This is a genomic window from Streptomyces sp. NPDC038135 (assembly GCF_055601245.1).
The window spans coordinates 629,198-646,164 of the sequence record NZ_JBVJXS010000001.1; the positions used below are offsets into that span (position 1 = coordinate 629,198).

Annotated in this window: 9 protein-coding genes; 1 reads left to right on the forward strand and 8 read right to left on the reverse strand. The window is 74.3% G+C overall.

The features are described 5' to 3' along the window. Positions 1 to 253 precede the first annotated feature (253 nt). A complete protein-coding gene (locus ACZ7JA_RS02925; protein WP_351672133.1) occupies positions 254 to 511 on the forward strand; it encodes a chorismate mutase in 258 nt (85 codons plus the stop codon). A 564-nt stretch (positions 512 to 1,075) separates the two neighbouring features. On the opposite strand, the gene ACZ7JA_RS02930 is transcribed toward ACZ7JA_RS02925, so the two are convergent. From ACZ7JA_RS02930 to ACZ7JA_RS02965, 8 genes are all read right to left on the reverse strand, one after another. Then, a complete protein-coding gene (locus tag ACZ7JA_RS02930) occupies positions 1,076 to 2,881 on the reverse strand; it encodes a GMC family oxidoreductase N-terminal domain-containing protein (RefSeq protein WP_470806949.1) in 1,806 nt (601 codons plus the stop codon). Positions 2,882 to 2,926: 45 nt separating this feature from the next. Beyond that, positions 2,927 to 4,540: a succinic semialdehyde dehydrogenase gene (locus ACZ7JA_RS02935; RefSeq protein ID WP_470806950.1), complete on the reverse strand. Its 1,614-nt coding sequence runs from the start codon at positions 4,538 to 4,540 to the stop codon at positions 2,927 to 2,929. A gap of 718 nt (positions 4,541 to 5,258) precedes the next feature. Continuing rightward, complete coding sequence (locus ACZ7JA_RS02940) at positions 5,259 to 6,239, reverse strand: serine/threonine-protein kinase (RefSeq protein ID WP_470806952.1); 981 nt, start codon at positions 6,237 to 6,239, stop codon at positions 5,259 to 5,261. A gap of 72 nt (positions 6,240 to 6,311) precedes the next feature. Further along, positions 6,312 to 7,985 (reverse strand): serine/threonine-protein kinase, encoded by a 1,674-nt coding sequence (locus ACZ7JA_RS02945; RefSeq protein WP_470806954.1) that lies wholly within the window; start codon positions 7,983 to 7,985, stop codon positions 6,312 to 6,314. A gap of 78 nt (positions 7,986 to 8,063) precedes the next feature. Beyond that, positions 8,064 to 9,725 (reverse strand): serine/threonine-protein kinase, encoded by a 1,662-nt coding sequence (locus ACZ7JA_RS02950; RefSeq protein WP_470806956.1) that lies wholly within the window; start codon positions 9,723 to 9,725, stop codon positions 8,064 to 8,066. A 134-nt stretch (positions 9,726 to 9,859) separates the two neighbouring features. Then, positions 9,860 to 11,569, reverse strand: a complete 1,710-nt coding sequence (locus ACZ7JA_RS02955; RefSeq protein WP_470807139.1) for a serine/threonine-protein kinase — start codon at positions 11,567 to 11,569, stop codon at positions 9,860 to 9,862. A gap of 162 nt (positions 11,570 to 11,731) precedes the next feature. Next, a complete protein-coding gene (locus tag ACZ7JA_RS02960) occupies positions 11,732 to 14,476 on the reverse strand; it encodes a protein kinase (RefSeq protein ID WP_470806958.1) in 2,745 nt (914 codons plus the stop codon). Positions 14,477 to 14,640: 164 nt separating this feature from the next. Then, complete coding sequence (locus ACZ7JA_RS02965) at positions 14,641 to 16,692, reverse strand: serine/threonine-protein kinase (RefSeq protein WP_450750845.1); 2,052 nt, start codon at positions 16,690 to 16,692, stop codon at positions 14,641 to 14,643. Positions 16,693 to 16,967 lie beyond the last annotated feature (275 nt).

Here is a 16,967-nt window from a genome sequence, read left to right on the forward strand (position 1 = left end):
AACGAGTCTAACGGTGCGGGCGGGTACGCCTCCCCCGGACGGGACCGTGGCATACTGGACGCATGCTCGCGCACTCGACCTTCCTCTTTACCTATGGCACCCGGCCCGCCGGCTGCCATGGTCGTGCTGCTTGAGCGAACCGCCAAGCGACTTACCAGGCGCCCCGGGCCGACAAGGCCCGGGGCGCCTGTCGTTTCTCCGGGTTCTGCCGTTCCGGGGCCTCCGCCAGCCACCTTCACCAGGAGCCCCCGATATGACCACTCTCACCGCGGAACAGACCATCACCGACGCCCGTACCCGCATCGACGCGCTCGACGACCGGATCATCGGGCTCATCCAGGAGCGGATGGCCGTCTCCACCGTCGTCCAGGAGACCCGGATCGCCTCCGGCGGCCGGCGGGTGAACCTCTCCCGTGAGATGGAGATCCTCGGCCGCTACCGCGAGGCGCTCGGCAAGCCGGGCACCGCGCTGGCGATGACCATGCTGGAGCTGTGCCGGGGTCGCATCTGAGTTCGGGCCGGTTCTCACCCGTACGGCGCGTGACCGCCCCCCGCACCGCTTCGTTGAGCCGGTTGTCCGTGCCAGCCAGGGGCGGGCCCGACAGAACCACGCGTGGCTCACCGGAGCGATGAGGCGTACGGGTCGTGCCGTACACCGTGGGACCTCGCTCCGGAGAAGTGACCGGACGGCAGGGGACAGCAGCCCGGTCACCCAAGAGAACGGCCGGCTCCGGGGACGCCCGGGGCCGTCCGCGGAAACACCAGGTCAGGACACATGAGCAGGCGGCGCGACCCCCCGGCGCCGCTCCTGGGCACCAGCGCGCCCTTGCGCCGGTGCCGGCGAAGAGAGGGCCCCGCGGCTCGAGTCCCGCGGGGCCCTTCGTCGTGCCCTTCGTCGTGTCCGGCCGGAGACTCCCACCGAATGTGATCCATGACACAAAAATTCCGGTGAATCCGGAAGCAACCATTCACCGCCCTCGCGGATCAAACCTGCTGCCGGATCACGTAGACGGTAAGAGACGAGGGACCTGCGTTCGGAGGGGGATGCAGGTCCCTCGGCGTCTCCGGGTCCGGCCTACTTCTTCGGCGGCACCGCCGGGATGCCCAGGAACGGCAGCCTGAGCGCGCCGAACGCGTCCGCCGGGACCGCCGGCTCGCGCGGCTCCACCGGCTTCAGCCGCTCGTACGCCGCCCCCTGCGCCGGGCGCGGGTCCTCCTCGCCCTTGTTCGGCCAGTACGACATGGCCCGCTCGGCCTGCGCGGTGATGGTCAGCGACGGGTTGACGCCCAGGTTGGCCGAGACGGCGGCGCCGTCCACCACCGAGATGCCGGGGTGGCCGTAGAGCCGGTGGTAGGGGTCGATCACACCGGTCTCCGGGGAGTCGCCGATGGGGCAGCCGCCGAGGAAGTGCGCGGTCAGCGGGGTGCCCATCAGCTCGCCGACGTTGCTGCCCGGGAAGCCGTTGATCTCCTCGGCGAGCACGGTGGCGGCCTCGGAGGCGGCCTTGATCTGCTTGGGGTTCGGGGCGCCGTGCCCCTGCCGGGCGGTGAGCAGGCCCTTGCCGACCCCGCCGGGCTTCAGGTACGTCGTCAGCGAGTTGTCCAGCGACTGCATCACCAGCCCGATGATGGTCCGCTCCGACCAACGCCGGTTGGACAGCGAGCGGGCGACGAGGAGGGGGTGGCGGGCGGCGTTGGCCAGCCAGGCCAGGACGCGCGAGGAGCCCTCGGCGTAGGGGACCTGGAGGATGGACAGCCCGCCCATCGAGTTGGAGCCCTTGCCGTAGCGGACCGGTTCGATGTGCGTGCTGTCGTCGGGGTGGATCGAGGACGTGATGGCGACGCCGCGCGTGAAGTCGGCCCGCTGCTCGCCGGTCGCCTTGCGGTAGCGGCGGTTGTCGGTCTGCGCGCCCACCAGCGCCTCGGAGTTGGTGCGGGTCAGATCGCCGAGCCGGGCGGACAGACGCGGCAGCTGGCCGCCGGCCTTCATCCGGTGCAGCAGGGTCTGGGTGCCGTACGTGCCGGCCGCGACCACGACCCTGCGCGCGGTGAACAGCCGCCCCTTGCCCTTCTTCTTCTCGTCCGTCGGCAGCGTCGCGATCGCGTAGCCGCCGCGCGAGTCGTCGGTGACGGACACCACCGTCGTCATCGGGTGCACCACCGCGCCGGCCTTCTCGGCGAGGTACAGGTAGTTCTCGTTGAGGGTGTTCTTCGCGCCGTGCCGGCAGCCGGTCATGCACTCGCCGCACTCGGTGCAGGCGTTGCGGGCGGGCCCGGCGCCGCCGAAGTACGGGTCGTCCACCCGCTCGCCGGGCCGGCCCTGCGCCGTGCCGTCGGCGTCCTTGCCGTCGCCGAAGAACACGCCGACGGGCGCCAGGTGGAAGGTGTCGCCGACGCCCATCTTCTCGGCCGCGGCCTTCAGGTGCACGTCGGACGGCGTCATGGTCGGGTTGAGCCGCACGCCGAGCATGCGCTGCGCCTGGTCGTAGTACGGCTTCAGCTCCTGCTGCCAGTCGGTGATGCCGCGCCACTGGGGATCGTCGAAGAAGGCCTTCGGCGGCACGTAGAGGGTGTTGGCGTAGTTCAGCGAGCCGCCGCCGACGCCCGCGCCGGCCAGCACCATCACGTTGCCCAGCAGATGGATGCGCTGGATGCCGTACATGCCGAGCCGCGGGGCCCAGAGGTAGTTCTTCAGGTCCCAGGAGTTCCTGGGCAGGGAGTCGCGGGTGAAGCGGCGGCCGGCCTCCAGTACGCCCACCCGGTACCCCTTCTCGGTGAGGCGCAGGGCGGAGACCGAGCCGCCGAACCCCGAACCGATCACGATGACGTCGTAGTCGTACCCGTCCTCGTCCCGGGTCTGGACAGACTTCTCCTGCGACACGTGCTCTCCTCGTCGAGAACGGGCTTGCTGGCGGTGGGGTCGTGGCTAACGGAAGCGGAAGGCCTTCATCAGGCGGAGGCTGCGGCTCATGAACTGGGCGTACTGCGCGTCGTCCATCCCCAGCGACGGCGCCATCGGCAGCAGCCGCTGCCTCGCCACCGTCTGGGCCTCGGTGTACTTGAGGATGCCCTCGGAACCGTGGCGGCGGCCGAGGCCGGAGTCCTTCATGCCGCCCATCGGGGACTGGACGCTGCCGTAGGCGGGCGCGTAGCCCTCGTTGACGTTGACCGTGCCGGTGCGCAGCCGGGAGGCGACGTCCAGGCCGCGCCGGGCGGACTTCGTCCACACGGACGCGTTCAGTCCGTACGGCGTGGAGTTGGCGCGTTCGACCGCCTCGTCCTCGGTCTTGAAGCGGTACAGCGAGACGACGGGCCCGAAGGTCTCCTCCTCGCAGACGGCCATGGACTCCTCTACGCCGTCGAGGATGGTCGGCTCGAAGAAGTACGGGCCGATGTCGGGGCGCGCCACGCCGCCCGTGACCACCCGGGCGCCCTTGGCGACGGCCTCCTGGACGTGCCCCTCCACGGTCTTGAGCTGCCGCTCGCCGACCAGCGAACCCATGTCCGCGCCGTAGGCGAGGGAGTTGCCGAGCCGCATGGCCCGGGTGCGGGCGGCGAAGCGCTCCAGGAAGGCGTCGGCGACGGACTCGTGGACGTACAGCCGCTCGATGGAGATGCAGAGCTGGCCGGCCGAGGAGAAGCAGGCCCGGACGGCGCCCGCGGCGGCCTTCTCGATGTCGGCGTCCTCCAGCACGAGCATGGCGTTCTTGCCGCCGAGTTCGAGGGAGACGCCGACCAGGCGGGCGGCGGCGCCCTGCGCGACCTCGCGGCCGGTGCGGGTGGAGCCGGTGAAGGAGACGTAGTCGGCGTGCCTGACCAGCTCGGGGCCGACGACCGGGCCCTCGCCGAGCACGACCTGGAAGACGCCCTCGGGCAGCCCGGCCTCGATGAGCAGGTCTCGGGCCCAGAGCGCGGTGAGGCAGGTCTCGGTGTCCGGCTTCATGACGACCGCGTTGCCGGCGGCGAAGGCGGGCAGCGCGTCGCCGACGGACAGCTCCAGGGGGTAGTTCCACGGGGCGATCTGCCCGACGACCCCGCGCGGGTGCCGGAGTTCGGTGACCTTGGTCAGGGTCGGCACGGCGCCGGTGTGCCGCTTGGGCCGCAGGTAGCCGGGGGCCTTGCGGCCGTAGTGGCGGGCCGCGACGGCGACGGCCTGCACTTCCTCGTGCGCGTGCAGCCGGGCCTTGCCGGTCTCGAGCTGGATGAGGTCGAGCACCTCGGCCTGGCGCTCGAGCACCAGGTCGTGGAAGCGGAGCAGCACGGCGGCGCGCTGCCGCACGGGCGTCCTCTCCCACACGGCCTGGGCGGCGCGGGCGGCCTCGAAGGCCTTTCGTACGTCCTCGGGCGTGGACTCGGGCAGGTCGGCCAGCTTCTCGCCGGTGAAGGGAGTGTGGTTGGCCGTGCGGCCGGAGCCGACGACGCCCTTGGTGAGCTGGGCCACCAGTGTCGGGGTGACCACGTCGGCGGCGGTGCGCACGCCCTCGGGGGCGGGCGCGAGCGGGTTGGTACCGGTGATGTCCGGGGCCTGCGAGTCCGTCATGACGCGCAGGGTATGCCGCGGCGGAGGCTTTGGGTACCCGTCGGTAACGGGGATTCACCGAGTGCACACACGCCGCCAGTGATCACTGGCAGCAAACGCGCTGATCAGCTCGTTGTCGGGTGATGATCAACGGAAGTGTGGTTTTCCCGGCCCGGGGAGCGACGAAGTCGGCGCGAGGGCGGCGCGATTCGGGTCAGGGGCGCGGTTCGGCCGCCAGGGTTCGCGGCGGCTCCTGGGGCGCCGGGCGGACGGCGGGCACGGTGGCGCCGGGCTCCGGGGGCGCCGGGCGGACGGGCGGCACGGTCGCATCGGGCTCCCGGGAGGCAGGGCCGGACAGCCCGCACGGTCTCACCGGGCTCCGCAGGCGCCGCACGGACAGCCGGCACGGTCGCATCGGGCTCCGCAGGCGGGCGGGCGAGCGGTGCGGTCACATCGGGCTCTGAGGGCGCCTGACGGACGGCGGGTGGTCGCGCCGGCCTCCGGAGGCGCCGCACGGACAGCGGGCACGCCGGTCACATCGGGCTCCCGGGCTGGCGGACGGCGGGCACGGTCGCATCGGGCTCCGCAGGCGCCGGGCGGGCGGCCGGCACGGTCGCATCGGGCTCCGCAGGCGGGCGGGCGAGCGGTGCGGTCACATCGGGCTCTGAGGGCGCCTGACGGACGGCGGGTATGGTCGCGCCGGCCTCCGGAGGCGCCGCACGGACAGCCGGCACGGCGGTCACATCGGGCTCCCGGGCGGGCGGACGGCGGGCACGGTCGCCTCGAGCTCCGCAGGCGCCGGGCGGGCGGCCGGCACGGTCGCATCGGGCTTCCGGGATGTCGGGCGGAGGGGCGGCACGGTCGCGTCGGGCTCCGCAGGCGCCGGGCGGACGGGCGGCACGGTCGCGTCGGGCTCCGCAGGCGCCGGGCGGACGGGCGGCACGGTCGCGTCGGGCTTTGCAGGGGACGGGCGGGTGGGTGGTGCGGTCGCGCAGGCCTTCAGGGCGGCCGCGACCTCCTCCGCGGGCGGCCGCGCGTCCGGGTCCGGCGCGTGCAGGCGGGTCAGGAGCGGCCGCAGCGGGCCGGCGTCGCCGCCCGCGACGGCGGAGGCGAGCAGCGCGCCGAGGGACCACAGGTCGGAGGCGGGCCCGGCGCCACGTCCGGAGGCCCGCTCCGGGGCGGCGAACCCGGCGGGGACGTCCGCGGCCGGCCCGTCCCCGATCCCGAAGTCGGTGACGACGACCCGCCCGGTACCGGACTCGATCAGGACGTTGGCGGGCTTGAGGTCCCGGTGCACCATCCCCACGGCGTGCGCCGCCCTGAGCGCCCCGAGGACGGCGAGCCCGATCCGCGCGGCCTCGGCGGGCGGCAGCGGCCCGCGCCGCACGGCCTCCTGGAGCGACTCGCCCTCCACCAACTCCATGACGATCCACGGCAGTCCGCCGTCGAGGACGACATCGTGCAGGGCGACGGCCGAGGGATGCCGCAGCCGGGCGGCGGTCCGAGCCTCCCGGTGCAGCCGGTGCGCGATCCGCCGGCTCTCCTCGTCGTCGGCCGGACGCCCCGGCAGCACGGGCTCCTTGACGGCGACGTCCCGCCGCTCCTGCTCGTCCCGGGCCCGCCAGACGGTCCCGGCCGGCCCGGCGCCCAGGCGTCCGAGAAGGCGGTAGCGTCCACCGATCAGCCGTGCGCCGGGCGGGAGTTCGCCGTCTCCACTCATGTCACATGAGTACCGTGCGCACCACGCCCTTGTCGAAGGGACACCGGTCCGGCGCCCCGATCCGGCCGTCGCTCAGGGCTTCTTGACGTCCAGGTTGGCGATCGCGGTCCTGGCGACCTCGCGGCCCCGGTCGGTGAGGTCGCCCTTGCCCGGGTAGCCGATGGTGAGCCGGTACAGGTCTCCGGAGCCGGTGCGGTAGTAGAAGATCCGCAGCTCGCGCGGGCGCGGGTGCTGGGAGTCGTCCGTCTGGTACTCGACGGTGTTCGTGGCGGCCTGTCTGCCGCGGTACTCGGTTCCGTCGTCCGGGTGCGTCGTCGCGCCCTTGGGCATGTCGAGGCTGTACTCGCCCTCGTTCTTGAACTTCTCGTCGTCGGCGTGCATCTGGGCCACCGCGTTGCTCTTGATCGTGTTGAGCGAGTCCTCCGACTTCCGGGTCAGGTCCAGCACGACCGAGACGGCGCCGCTCGGGTCCGTGTACGACACCCAGCTCTGGTCGGAGTCGTTCTTGTCCGGGTGACCGGTCTCGTAGGCCGCGGGGACGGCGAGGGTGACGCCGAGCCCGGCGTCGGTGTGCTTCGTCCAGCCGTCCGGCAGCGGTCCCGCGAAGGGGTCGGCGAGGACGAGGTACCCGGCCACCGCCGCCGCGGCCACGGCGGTCCCCAGGCCCAGCCAGACCTTGCGTCCCGGGCGCGGGGCACGGCCGGCGGGCGTGGTGGGCGCGGCGAACGCCACGTGCTGGGTGGGCTCCGGGGCCGGCGGGTCGGCGGCCGCCTCCAGCAGCACCCGGACCTGGGCGGCCGTCGGGCGGCGGGAAGGGTCCTTGCGGAGCAGGCTGTTGACGGCCTCCGCCAGCGGGCCGCGCGCGGCGGCGGGCGCGGCCGGGGTGGCGTTGAGGACGGACTGCAGGGTGGCCGGGGTGTTGCTGCGGCGGAACGGGGAGACGCCCTCGGTGGCGGTGTAGAGGACGACACCCAGGGACCACAGGTCGCTCGCCGGACCGGGACGCTGCCCCAGCACCCGTTCCGGCGCGATGTACTCGGGCGAGCCGACGAAGCCACCGGTGTCGGTCAGGTTCGTCTCGCCCTCGATCTGCGCGATGCCGAAGTCCGTGAGCACGACCCGGCCGTACCGGCCGAGCAGCACGTTGTCCGGCTTGACGTCCCGGTGCAGGACGCCCGCCGCGTGCGCGGCCTCCAGCGCGCCGAGCACCTCGAGGCCGATCCGCGCCGCCTCGCGCGCGTCCAGCGTGCCCTCCTGGAGCGCGCCGCCCAGTGAGCGGCCGTGCACCAGCTCCATCACGATCCGCGGCCGGCCGTCGACCACGGCGACGTCGTACACGTTGACCACGGCGGGATGGTCGAGCCGGGCCGCCGCGCGGGCCTCGCGGCGCATCCGCTCGAAGGCGTTGGCGCGTTCGCGCTCGGGAAGGTGGTCCGGTACGCGGGGCTCCTTCACCGCGACCTCGCGGTCCACCGTCTCGTCCTTGGCCCGCCATACCGTGCCCATGCCTCCGTGGCCGAGCTTGGCGAGCAGCCGGTACCGGCCGGCGATCAGCCGTCCGGTGCCGTCCTGAGCCACGGGGGCCGGTGCCTGGTGCGGGCTCTGCGGGGCCGCCTGCTCCGCAGCCGGCCGAGGCGCCGCACCGGGCCGTGCGCCCGGCACCGGATCCGGCGTCGGGTTCGGCGGTTGCAGAACAAAACTCGTCGTGTCGTCGGCCGTACGGCCGGCTCCCCCGTCGCTGCTCATGGACCATCCATATCGCGCCACCGGCGTCCGCCACCACAGGGAGCACGAACCGGTCACGAAGCCGTGACCGGGCGGGAATCAACGTGTCGTGACCGAGAAGGTGTCCACGGCGACGTCGAAGTACTCCCGGGCCTCCCGGACCCGTCCGACCGGCGCCGACACCCACACGTCGTACATCCGGCCGTCCTCCTCCCAGCACAGGTCGTAGGTGTGGCGCGGGCCCTCGGCCGCGCTGAAGCCGTCCCAGGTGAACTCCCAGAGGGCGGCGGGGTGCCCGGAGTGCGTGGTCCCGACGACCCGGCCGTCGTGGTAACCCGGATTGGTGCCGGCCCCTTCCGCCGCCGCCCGGCTCATCACCGCGGCGGGCCCGCCGGCGTCGGGCGGGGAGACCTTGACGCCGAGCCGGAAGGTCTGCCCCGGGGAGAGGTAGAAGACGCGCTCGCCCTGCCGTTCGCGGTCGAAGTCCTCCGGCACGGCGAGCGAGAAGCCGGCCGGGTCCCGCGCGGTGCGGTAGCCGGAGGGGGCGGTGTGCGGCCGGGAGGCAGCGGGCGCGGTGCCCGCGCGGGACGGCGAGGCGCTGCCGGCCGGCGGGGACGCGGAGCGACTCGTCGGCGCCGCCGGGCTGCTGGTCGGGCCACCGGGCGGGCCGCCGCCGTCGCCCCGGTGCAGCAGCAGCGCCGCCGCCGAGACACCGGCCCCGGCCACCGCCGCGACCAGCAGCGCGGCGATCAGCACACCGCGCGACGACTGCCGGCCGGGCGGGGGCTGTACGGGCGTCGGCGGGTCGGCGGGCGCCCGCGGCGCGTCGGGCTCGGCCGGCGGGTGACCCGCTCCGGCCGCGCGGGCCGCCCGGGCGACGAGCCTGGGGGTGCGGCCGGCCGCCGGCGTTTCCGGGGCGGCCGGCGTGCGGCCCGTCTCCAGGAAGGCCCGCAGCATCCGCTCGGCGTCCGCCGCGTCCAGCCGCCGGTCCGGGTCGCGCTCCAGCAGGCCCCGTACGACGGGCAGCAGCGGCTCGGCCTCGGCGGGTGGCCGAATCTCGGCGGCGACGACGGCGTGCAGGATGCCGCCGAGCGAGTCCCGCCGGAAGGGGGACTCGCCGCTGAGCACCGTGCACAGCAGCGCGCCCAGCGACCACAGGTCGGACTCGGGCCCGGTGCGGGTGCCGGCCATCCGCTCCGGGGCGGTGTACTCGGGCGAGCCGACGAAGGAGCCGGTCTCGGTGAGCGTGGTGGCGCCCGCGACCTGCGCGATGCCGAAGTCGGTCAGCACCACCCGGCCGGTGCCGGACTCCAGCAGCACGTTCGCGGGTTTGATGTCGCGGTGCAGCACGCCGGCCGCGTGCGCGACGCGCAGCGCGCTCAGCAGGTCGGCGCCGATCCGGGCGGCCTCGGCGGCGTCGACGGGGCCGTGCCTGGTGAGGCGGTCGGCGAGCGAGCCGCCGTCGATCAACTCCATGACGAGGTACGGACGCTCCTCCTGCTCGATGACGTCGTGCACGACGATGATGTGCGGGTGCCGTAACTGCGCGACCGCCCGCGCCTCACGGAAGGTGCGGTCACGGCGGCGGCGGGCGTCGTCGTCCGGGAGGGAGTCGTCGGCCGCCAGTTCCTTGACCGCCACCAGCCGGCCCAGCACCTGGTCGCTGGCCCGCCATACGACGCCCATGCCGCCGCGTCCGATCCGCTCCTGGAGGCGGTAACGGCCCGCGATCACGCGGAAGTCGTCCCCGTCGGATCCCATGAGGCCCATCATGCCGCACCGGCCGCACCCGTTCGGGTCGGTGATCGGCCAAGTGCCGAGTGCCGAGACCGAGCCGGTCGGCCGGTCGGCCGGCGGCAATTCAGATCAGCCGATCAGTGGGTCGGCAGGTCAGGTCAGCCGGTGCTCGGCGGCTGCCAGCTCCGCAGCACCCACTGGAACTGCTTGCTGGTCCGCGGCCAGTCGGCCTCGGGCGTCGACATGTAGATCGCGTACTCGGTTCCCTCGCGCGAGAAGTACGTCTCCTCGATGGCGTGCCGGGGCCCGGCCACGTAGGGCGGGTCCTTCGCCAGCGCGTCCCAGGTCATCTCCCACACCGCGCCCTCGCGGTCGCGGTAGGTGTTCGCCTTCATGGTGACCCGGTGGTAGTTGACGAGCGACTGGACCTGCCCTTCCAGGTTCCTCTGGTGCGCGAGGGCGTTGGCGAAGTCCGAGCTGGTGTCCATGGAGATGCGCAGGAAGTGCTTGCCGCCGTCGGGCGTGTAGTCGACCTGCCGGAGGTCGGGGTCGGCCGCGCCGTCCTTCGCCTCGACGACCCGGCGCGACCAGCCTTTGGGCAGGTAGACGGTGAAGCCCCACGGGTCGGGGTACGCCTGCCAGGAGGCGGGCAGGACACCGTCGGGGCCCGGCGTGGCGCTGCCGCCGGAGCTGGGGCTGGTGGAGGGCGAGGGGGTGAGCCGGCCCGTGCCCCCGCTCGCGCCGGTGCCGTGCTCCGATCCGCCCCACTGCTGGTAGGCGACGGCCGCGGCGCCGCCGAACACGGCCGCGACGGCGACGACCAGCGCGAGGGTGCGCAGCCGTCGCCTGGGCCGGTCCGGCGGACCCGCGGGTGCGGGGGCCACGGCCGTCGCCCCGGTCGTGGAGCGGCCCCCGGCCGCCGGTGCGCCGGGGACGTGAGCGCGCGTGGCCCCTCCGGAGGGGTAACCGGCGGGTGGGTAGCCGGTGTTGCCCGGCGCACCGGACTGCGTGCCCGGGCTCTGCGCCGGTACGAACGCCTGCGTGGTCTGCGGCAGGCGGCCCTGCGCCGCCTCCGCGAGCATGCGTTCCGCCTCCTTCGCGCCCGGCCGCTGGGCCGGTTCCTTGCGCAGCAGGGCGGATATGACGGGGCCGAGCGGACCGGCGTTGCGGGGCTCCTCCGCCTCTTCCTCGACGACCGCCTGCATGGTGCTCAGCGGCGAGGTCCGGCGGAACGGCGAGCGTCCCTCGACCGCCGTGTACAGCGTGGCCCCGAGCGCCCACAGGTCCGAGGACGGGCCGGGGTCGTGACCTCGCACCCGCTCGGGCGCGAGGTAGTCGACCGAGCCGACGACCTCTCCGGTGCGGGTGATGGTGGAGTCGCCCTCGATCTGGGCGATGCCGAAGTCGGTGAGCAGGACCCGGCCGTCCCGGCCGAGGAGGACGTTGCCGGGTTTGACGTCCCGGTGGAGTACACCGGCCGAGTGCGCGGCGCGCAGGGCCCGCAGGACCCACAGGCCGATCCGCGCGGCCTCGGCGGGTTCGATGCGGCCGCGCTCCTTGACCGCGTCGGCCAGCGAGTGGCCCTCGACCAGCTCCATCACGATCCACGGGCGGCCGTCGTGCTCTAGTACGTCGTGGACGGTGACGACGGCGGAGTGGTTGATGCGTGCGGCGGCCCGCGCCTCGGCCCGGGTGCGGGCCAGCAGGACGGCCCGGTCGCTGTCGGAGACGTAGAGCGCCGCGGTCAGCTCCTTGACGGCGACGTGCCGGTGCAGCACCTCGTCGTGGGCGCGCCACACCCGGCCCATGCCGCCGCTGCCGATGGAATCGGCGAGCCGGTAGCGGCCCGCTATGAGCAGGCCCTGCATCTGATTCACGTTGCCCCGCAATGCTATTGACAGGGTCAGACTAAGGACCGGCCCTCCCCCTGGGAACACGAGGGGTACCAAGGTGACAGTCCTGTGACGGTTACCGCTTCCGGCGCGCGGGCGGACCCCAACACCGTTTCACGCAGGCGGTATACGGGGCGCTCAACCCGTGTAGCGGTACGTCGCGGTAGCTTGCTCGTACAGCCGTGTCACCTCGTCGCGCTCGGCCTCCGGGCCCCGGACCTGGACGATGTGGTAGCGGCCGTTCAGCAGGATCGCCATGTTGCGCACGTACCGGTCGCGGCCCTGTCCGTCGGTCCAGGTGAACTGGCCCTCTGCCATGGTCCGTCCGCCGACCTCGATGGTCCGCAGGCCGGTGGCCGTGGCCCAGCTGGAGTCCCGGTACGGCTGGAGTTCGCGCTCCTTGTCCCGCTGGTAGACCATCGGATCGCTGCCGTAGCCGCCCGTTCCGTCCCGTCCGGGTACGACGAGCAGCTCGAAGTCCCCGTGGGAGTAGACGACTTGGCCGCTGCCGTTCTTCGGTGAGCGATCCCAGCCCTTGGCGACGGCGATGCGGAAGCCGTCCGGGTCCTTGCGCAGGGTGAACCCGTCGGCGACGGAGGGGTCGCCGCCGGTCTGGGTCTCTGCGGCGGGTGCGGACGCCGAGGGACCGGAATCGGACGGCCCCGCGGATGAGGGCCGTTCGGAGGGCGAGGGCGCCGGACTCGCCTCACCGGCGCTGCCGGTGCGGTCGCCGCCGGCGCCGCTCTCGCCCTGCTTGGGCATGAACAGCATCGCGTACGCCACCGCGCCGGCCAGCAGAAGAAAGACCAGCAGGAGCAGCAGCCTGCCCAGGCTGCGGGGAGAACGCGCTTGCTCGGCGGCGCGTTTGTGCCGCCCGTGCGGATGGGTGGCGGGCACCCGGGCACGCCGCCGCCGTACGAGTTCGCCGCGCCGCCGGACGATCGGCAGGCGGTTGGGGTCGGCGGGCGGCACGGGCACCACATGGGCGCCGGCGTCCGGCTCGGGCGCCGAGCGCACCAGGGAGCGCAGCCAGCCGCTCAGCTCCTCGAAGTCCGGCCGGTCGGTGGGGTCCTGACGCAGCAGCGACTCCACGACCGGGCGCAGCGGCCCGCACTCCTCGGCGAAGGCGGGCGGCTCCGCGCACACGAGCTGCACCAGCTCGGCCGTGGACTCCTCGGGATAGGGGGCGTGTCCCTGGACGGCGCGGAAGAGCAGCGCGCCCAGCGCCCAGAGGTCGGTGGCGGGCCCGATCGGCGCGGCCAACTGCCAGTTCTCGTGCACGGGGCCCGCCTGCTCCGGCGCCCAGCGCTCGGTGACCGGCCCGACCACGGTCATCCGCACCTGCCGGGCCCGCTCGGCGGCGAGCGCGGTGCCGGGGCCACGCCGCGCGGCGCCACTCCCGGCCCCGGGGTCGTCCCACCCGGAGCCCGCTGCGGAGGGGTTGCCGCGCGGGGCGACGTCGTGACCGGGGCCGGGTGCGCCGTATCCGGGCGCGGACGACTGACCCGGGACCATGGCGCCGGGGCCGGAAGCCCCGTGCCCAGAGGCGAATGGCTGACCAGGGCCAGGAGCCCCGTACGACGTGGGCGCGGGCGACTGGCCGGAGCCGGCGCTCCCGTATCCGGGCGGGGGCGCCTGGCCGGGCAACGGCAGGCGCCCCGAGCCGGAGGCCGTGTCGTCGCCGGACGGCAGTCCCGGTCGCTGCGGGTCGCCGGCCGGGGCGGTGCGGGGTGCGGCGCCGTGCCAGGCGGTGCCGGGCGCGCCGTGGGGGTCGGCCGTCCGGCCGGGCGGGATCGCGGTCCGGCCGGCTGAGTACGGCTGCTGCGCCGCGCCCGCGGCCCCGGTGTCGCCCTCGGCGGGCGGACGGGCGCCGGGCAGCGCGGCGCGGCCGTTCTGCTGGGCCTCCTGCACCCGGGCGGCGGCACGGGTGCCGGCGCGGTAGGCGGCTATCGCCCCGGCGCGGGCGGCACGGACGTCGTCGCCGCTCTCCAGGGCCCGGCGTCCGGACGGCGGCACCGCGACAGTCCCCGGGGGAGCACCGCCCGGCACCGGCAGCCCGCCGGCCGCCCGCGCCTGGATCGCGGCACGCCGCGCGGCCTCGGGATCGGCGTCGGGGGACGGAACCGGCTCGGCGGGCCCGGGCGCGCCGCCGAACCCCTGACTTCCTGAGCTGCCCGGGGCGCCGGGAAGGTGTCCGCCGGGGGCCCGGACGTCCGTACCGCCGCCGTCACCGGCCGGCCCGAGCGGGTCCTGCGGCCCGTCCTGGGCCGGCACCGGGTCGTACCCGCACAGCGCCTCCTCCGCCGCGCCGACCGCGAGTCCGGTCAGCATCACCCGGCCGTCGTCGCAGACGAGGACCGTGCGGGCGGTGATGTTGCGGTGCGTCCAGCCGTGGGCGTGCAGCACGCGCAGTGCCATGAGGACGTCGGAGGCGACCTCGGCCGCCCGGTACGGCGCCAGCGGCTGCTCGGCCAGCAGCGCGGACAGGGGCCGGGCGGCCACCCACTCGCTGACGATCCACAGCGAGCCGCCCTCGGCGAACACGTCGAAGACCTGGTCGAGCCGCGGATGGTCGGGGATGCGGGCCGCCGCCTGCGCGGCCTCGACGGCGCGCCGCACCGCGGGGTCCGACGGGCGGCGGGTGGCCGTGCGGGCGGCGGGTGAGCGGCGGCCGCCGCGCTCGCGGGCCGTGAAGCCCTCGGGCAGCCCCTCGGAGTCGAGCACCTCGGCCTCGACGACCTCGGGCAGCGGCACCTGACGGACCAGCACCTCCTGGCCGCTGTAGGTGTCGAACGCCCGGGTCTCGGTCAGTTCGTACTCGTCGGACGGCGGCAGCGGCAGGCGGTAGCGGTCCGCGAGCACCCGGCCCGCGTAGTCGTCCACGTTGCCTCCCCCGGCCGCCTGGTCGTTCAGATCCGTTCCACTACGGTCCGTTCCGCGTCCGCATCCGGCTCCGTACGGTCCGCAACCATTCACGATACGTGCCGGAGGCAACCCGCATTGAGGGGATGACGGATTCTCACGGATCCGAACCGGGCTCGGTCATGTCACGACTTGGGCTCGAAGGACTTCGTCAGCGTCCGCCAGGTGTCCTTGCGCAGGTCGCTCTGCCACTTCCCGGCCTTGGCGGTGTACATCAGCGCGTGGCCGAGATGCCCGTTCACCACGAAACCGCGGTCGATCGTGCGGTACCGCGTGCCGTTGTCGGAGTAGGTGAACTCCCAGTCGGCGGTGTTCCAGTCGCGGTAGTCGACCTTCTCTATGCGGATCCGCTGGTACTGGGAACGCACCATGTAGCGCTCCTGGCTCTTCCAGTCCGCCACCGGGTCGTTCTTGGGCGTGCTGGTCCAAGCCACCAGCAGCGTCTGTCCGTCGGGACCCGTGTAGCGGTCCCCGGCCCGTCCGGTGGACTCGTACTTCCAGCCCTTGGGCAGCCCGATCGAGTACCCCTGGCCGCCCTTGTGGGTCGACGCGACGGGCGCGCTGCCGCCGCCCTTCGAGCCGGACGAGCCGGAGTCCCCGCTGTCGCCGGAGGCGCTCGCGCTCGCCCCGTCGTCCGACGACGAGCCGGACGACGCGGAGGCCGAGGCGCTCCCGTCGGTCCGGGCGCCGTCGCCGGGGCTGCTCTCGCCGCCCGTGTTCTTGTCCTCCTTGGTGGAGGCACTCGCGCTCGGCGCCGCCTTGGCGCCGCTGCCGCGGTCGCCGCTCTTGTCGTCACCGCCGCCGAACACGACGGCCAGTACGGTGCCGATCACCGCCAGCGCGACCACGACCGCGATGATCACCAGGGTCCGCCTGGGCACCACGTCGGTGAGCGGCGCTCTGGGCACCGGCCGCGGCGGCAGGTCCAGGTCCGGCGGCGGCACCACGGGCCACCCGGAACTGGGCTTGGTCGCATCGGAGTTCGGCGCGGACGGGGAGCCCTGGGCGGGGCCGGCCTGCCGCCCCCGCGCGCCGGCGCCGGCGCCCGCACCCGCGGCGGCGCCGGTCCGACCGCGCTCCGCGGCGCCCGCACCGCCCTCGGTGTCCGCGGCGCCGGTACCCGAAGCGGCCGTCCCGCTGTTGCTCTTCGCCCGCACGGCCGCCGCCGCGGTGGCCGCCCCGGCCGCCTTGCGGACCGAGCGCAGGGCTCCGCGCAGCTTCTCCCCGGCCTCCTGGCCCGGCTTGCCTTCCGGGGCGCCGGGCTGCGCCGGCAGCGGGACGACACGGGTGGCGTCCATCGGCTCGGGCTCCGGCGCGTGGATCACCGCGTTGAGCATGGTCCGGGCGCCGGCGTCGTCGAGCCGCTGCGCCGGGTCCTTGTTGAGCAGGCCGTAGATGACGTCCCTGAGCGGGCCGGCGTTCTTGGGCTCCTCCAGGGGCTCGGTCATCACCGCGGTCAGCGTGGCGATCGCCGAGCCCTTGTCGTACGGCGGCAGACCCTCGACGGACGCGTACAGCAGGCCGCCCAGGGACCACAGGTCGGCCGCGGGACCGGGCTTGTGCCCGCGGGCGCGCTCCGGGGAGATGTAGGAGGGGGCGCCGACCAGCATGCCGGTGGAGGTGATGGACGGGTCGCCCTCGACCTGCGCGATGCCGAAGTCGGTGAGCACGACCCGGCCGTCCTCGGCGATCAGCACGTTGGACGGCTTCACGTCCCGGTGCAGGATGCCCTGGCGGTGCGCGGAGCGCAGCACGTCGAGGACGGCGAGGCCCACCTCGGCCGCTCGTTTGGGCTCCAGCAGGCCGTCCTCACGGATGACCTCGGCCAGGGACTTGCCCTCGACCAGCTCCATGACGATCCACGGCCGGTCGTCCTCCTCGACCACGTCGAAGACCGTCACCGCGCTGTTGTTGCGGATCCGGGCGATCGCCTTGGCCTCGCGCAGGGTGCGCGTGATCAGACGCCGCTTCTCCTCCTCGTCGATGTTCGACGGGAACCGCAGCTCCTTGACGGCGACCGTGCGACCGAGGGTCTCGTCCTCGGCGCGCCACACCGTGCCCATGCCGCCGCGGCCCAGCACGTCTCCCAGCCGGTACCGCCCGGCGAGGAGACGACCCTCGTTCTTGCCCTGACGAGTCTCCTGACGGGATGTTCCCGCCCGCTCCGCCTCCGACATGCGTCCCCTCATGCAACCCGCCCTGACAGAGCCTCCATTGTCTCTCACCCGACAAGTGCCCGACGCCCAGGGTGCCCACTGCCGCGCCGGGGGCCGCGCACACCGGAACACCCGCCGCACCGTCACCTTGAGTCCGCGTCAGACCATGCGCCCCACTCGCCCCTCCCAGCCCGCCCCGGCCGCTCTCCGACATCCTTTCCGGCACCCGCAGAACCCCGGCGCACCAGGCGCCCGGACCCGCCCCGCGCGCCGCCGGATCCGTCCTCGCACCGGGT

Bases quoted from the DNA above. Each gene is read 5' to 3' on its own strand.
- ACZ7JA_RS02965 (WP_450750845.1), bottom strand. From the start codon at position 16,692: ATGTCGGAGGCGGAGCGGGCGGGAACATCCCGTCAGGAGACTCGTCAG.
- ACZ7JA_RS02955 (WP_470807139.1), bottom strand. From the start codon at position 11,569: ATGCAGGGCCTGCTCATAGCGGGCCGCTACCGGCTCGCCGATTCCATC.
- ACZ7JA_RS02950 (WP_470806956.1), bottom strand. From the start codon at position 9,725: ATGGGATCCGACGGGGACGACTTCCGCGTGATCGCGGGCCGTTACCGC.
- ACZ7JA_RS02940 (WP_470806952.1), bottom strand. From the start codon at position 6,239: ATGAGTGGAGACGGCGAACTCCCGCCCGGCGCACGGCTGATCGGTGGA.
- ACZ7JA_RS02925 (WP_351672133.1), top strand. From the start codon at position 254: ATGACCACTCTCACCGCGGAACAGACCATCACCGACGCCCGTACCCGC.
- ACZ7JA_RS02935 (WP_470806950.1), bottom strand. From the start codon at position 4,540: ATGACGGACTCGCAGGCCCCGGACATCACCGGTACCAACCCGCTCGCG.
- ACZ7JA_RS02945 (WP_470806954.1), bottom strand. From the start codon at position 7,985: ATGAGCAGCGACGGGGGAGCCGGCCGTACGGCCGACGACACGACGAGT.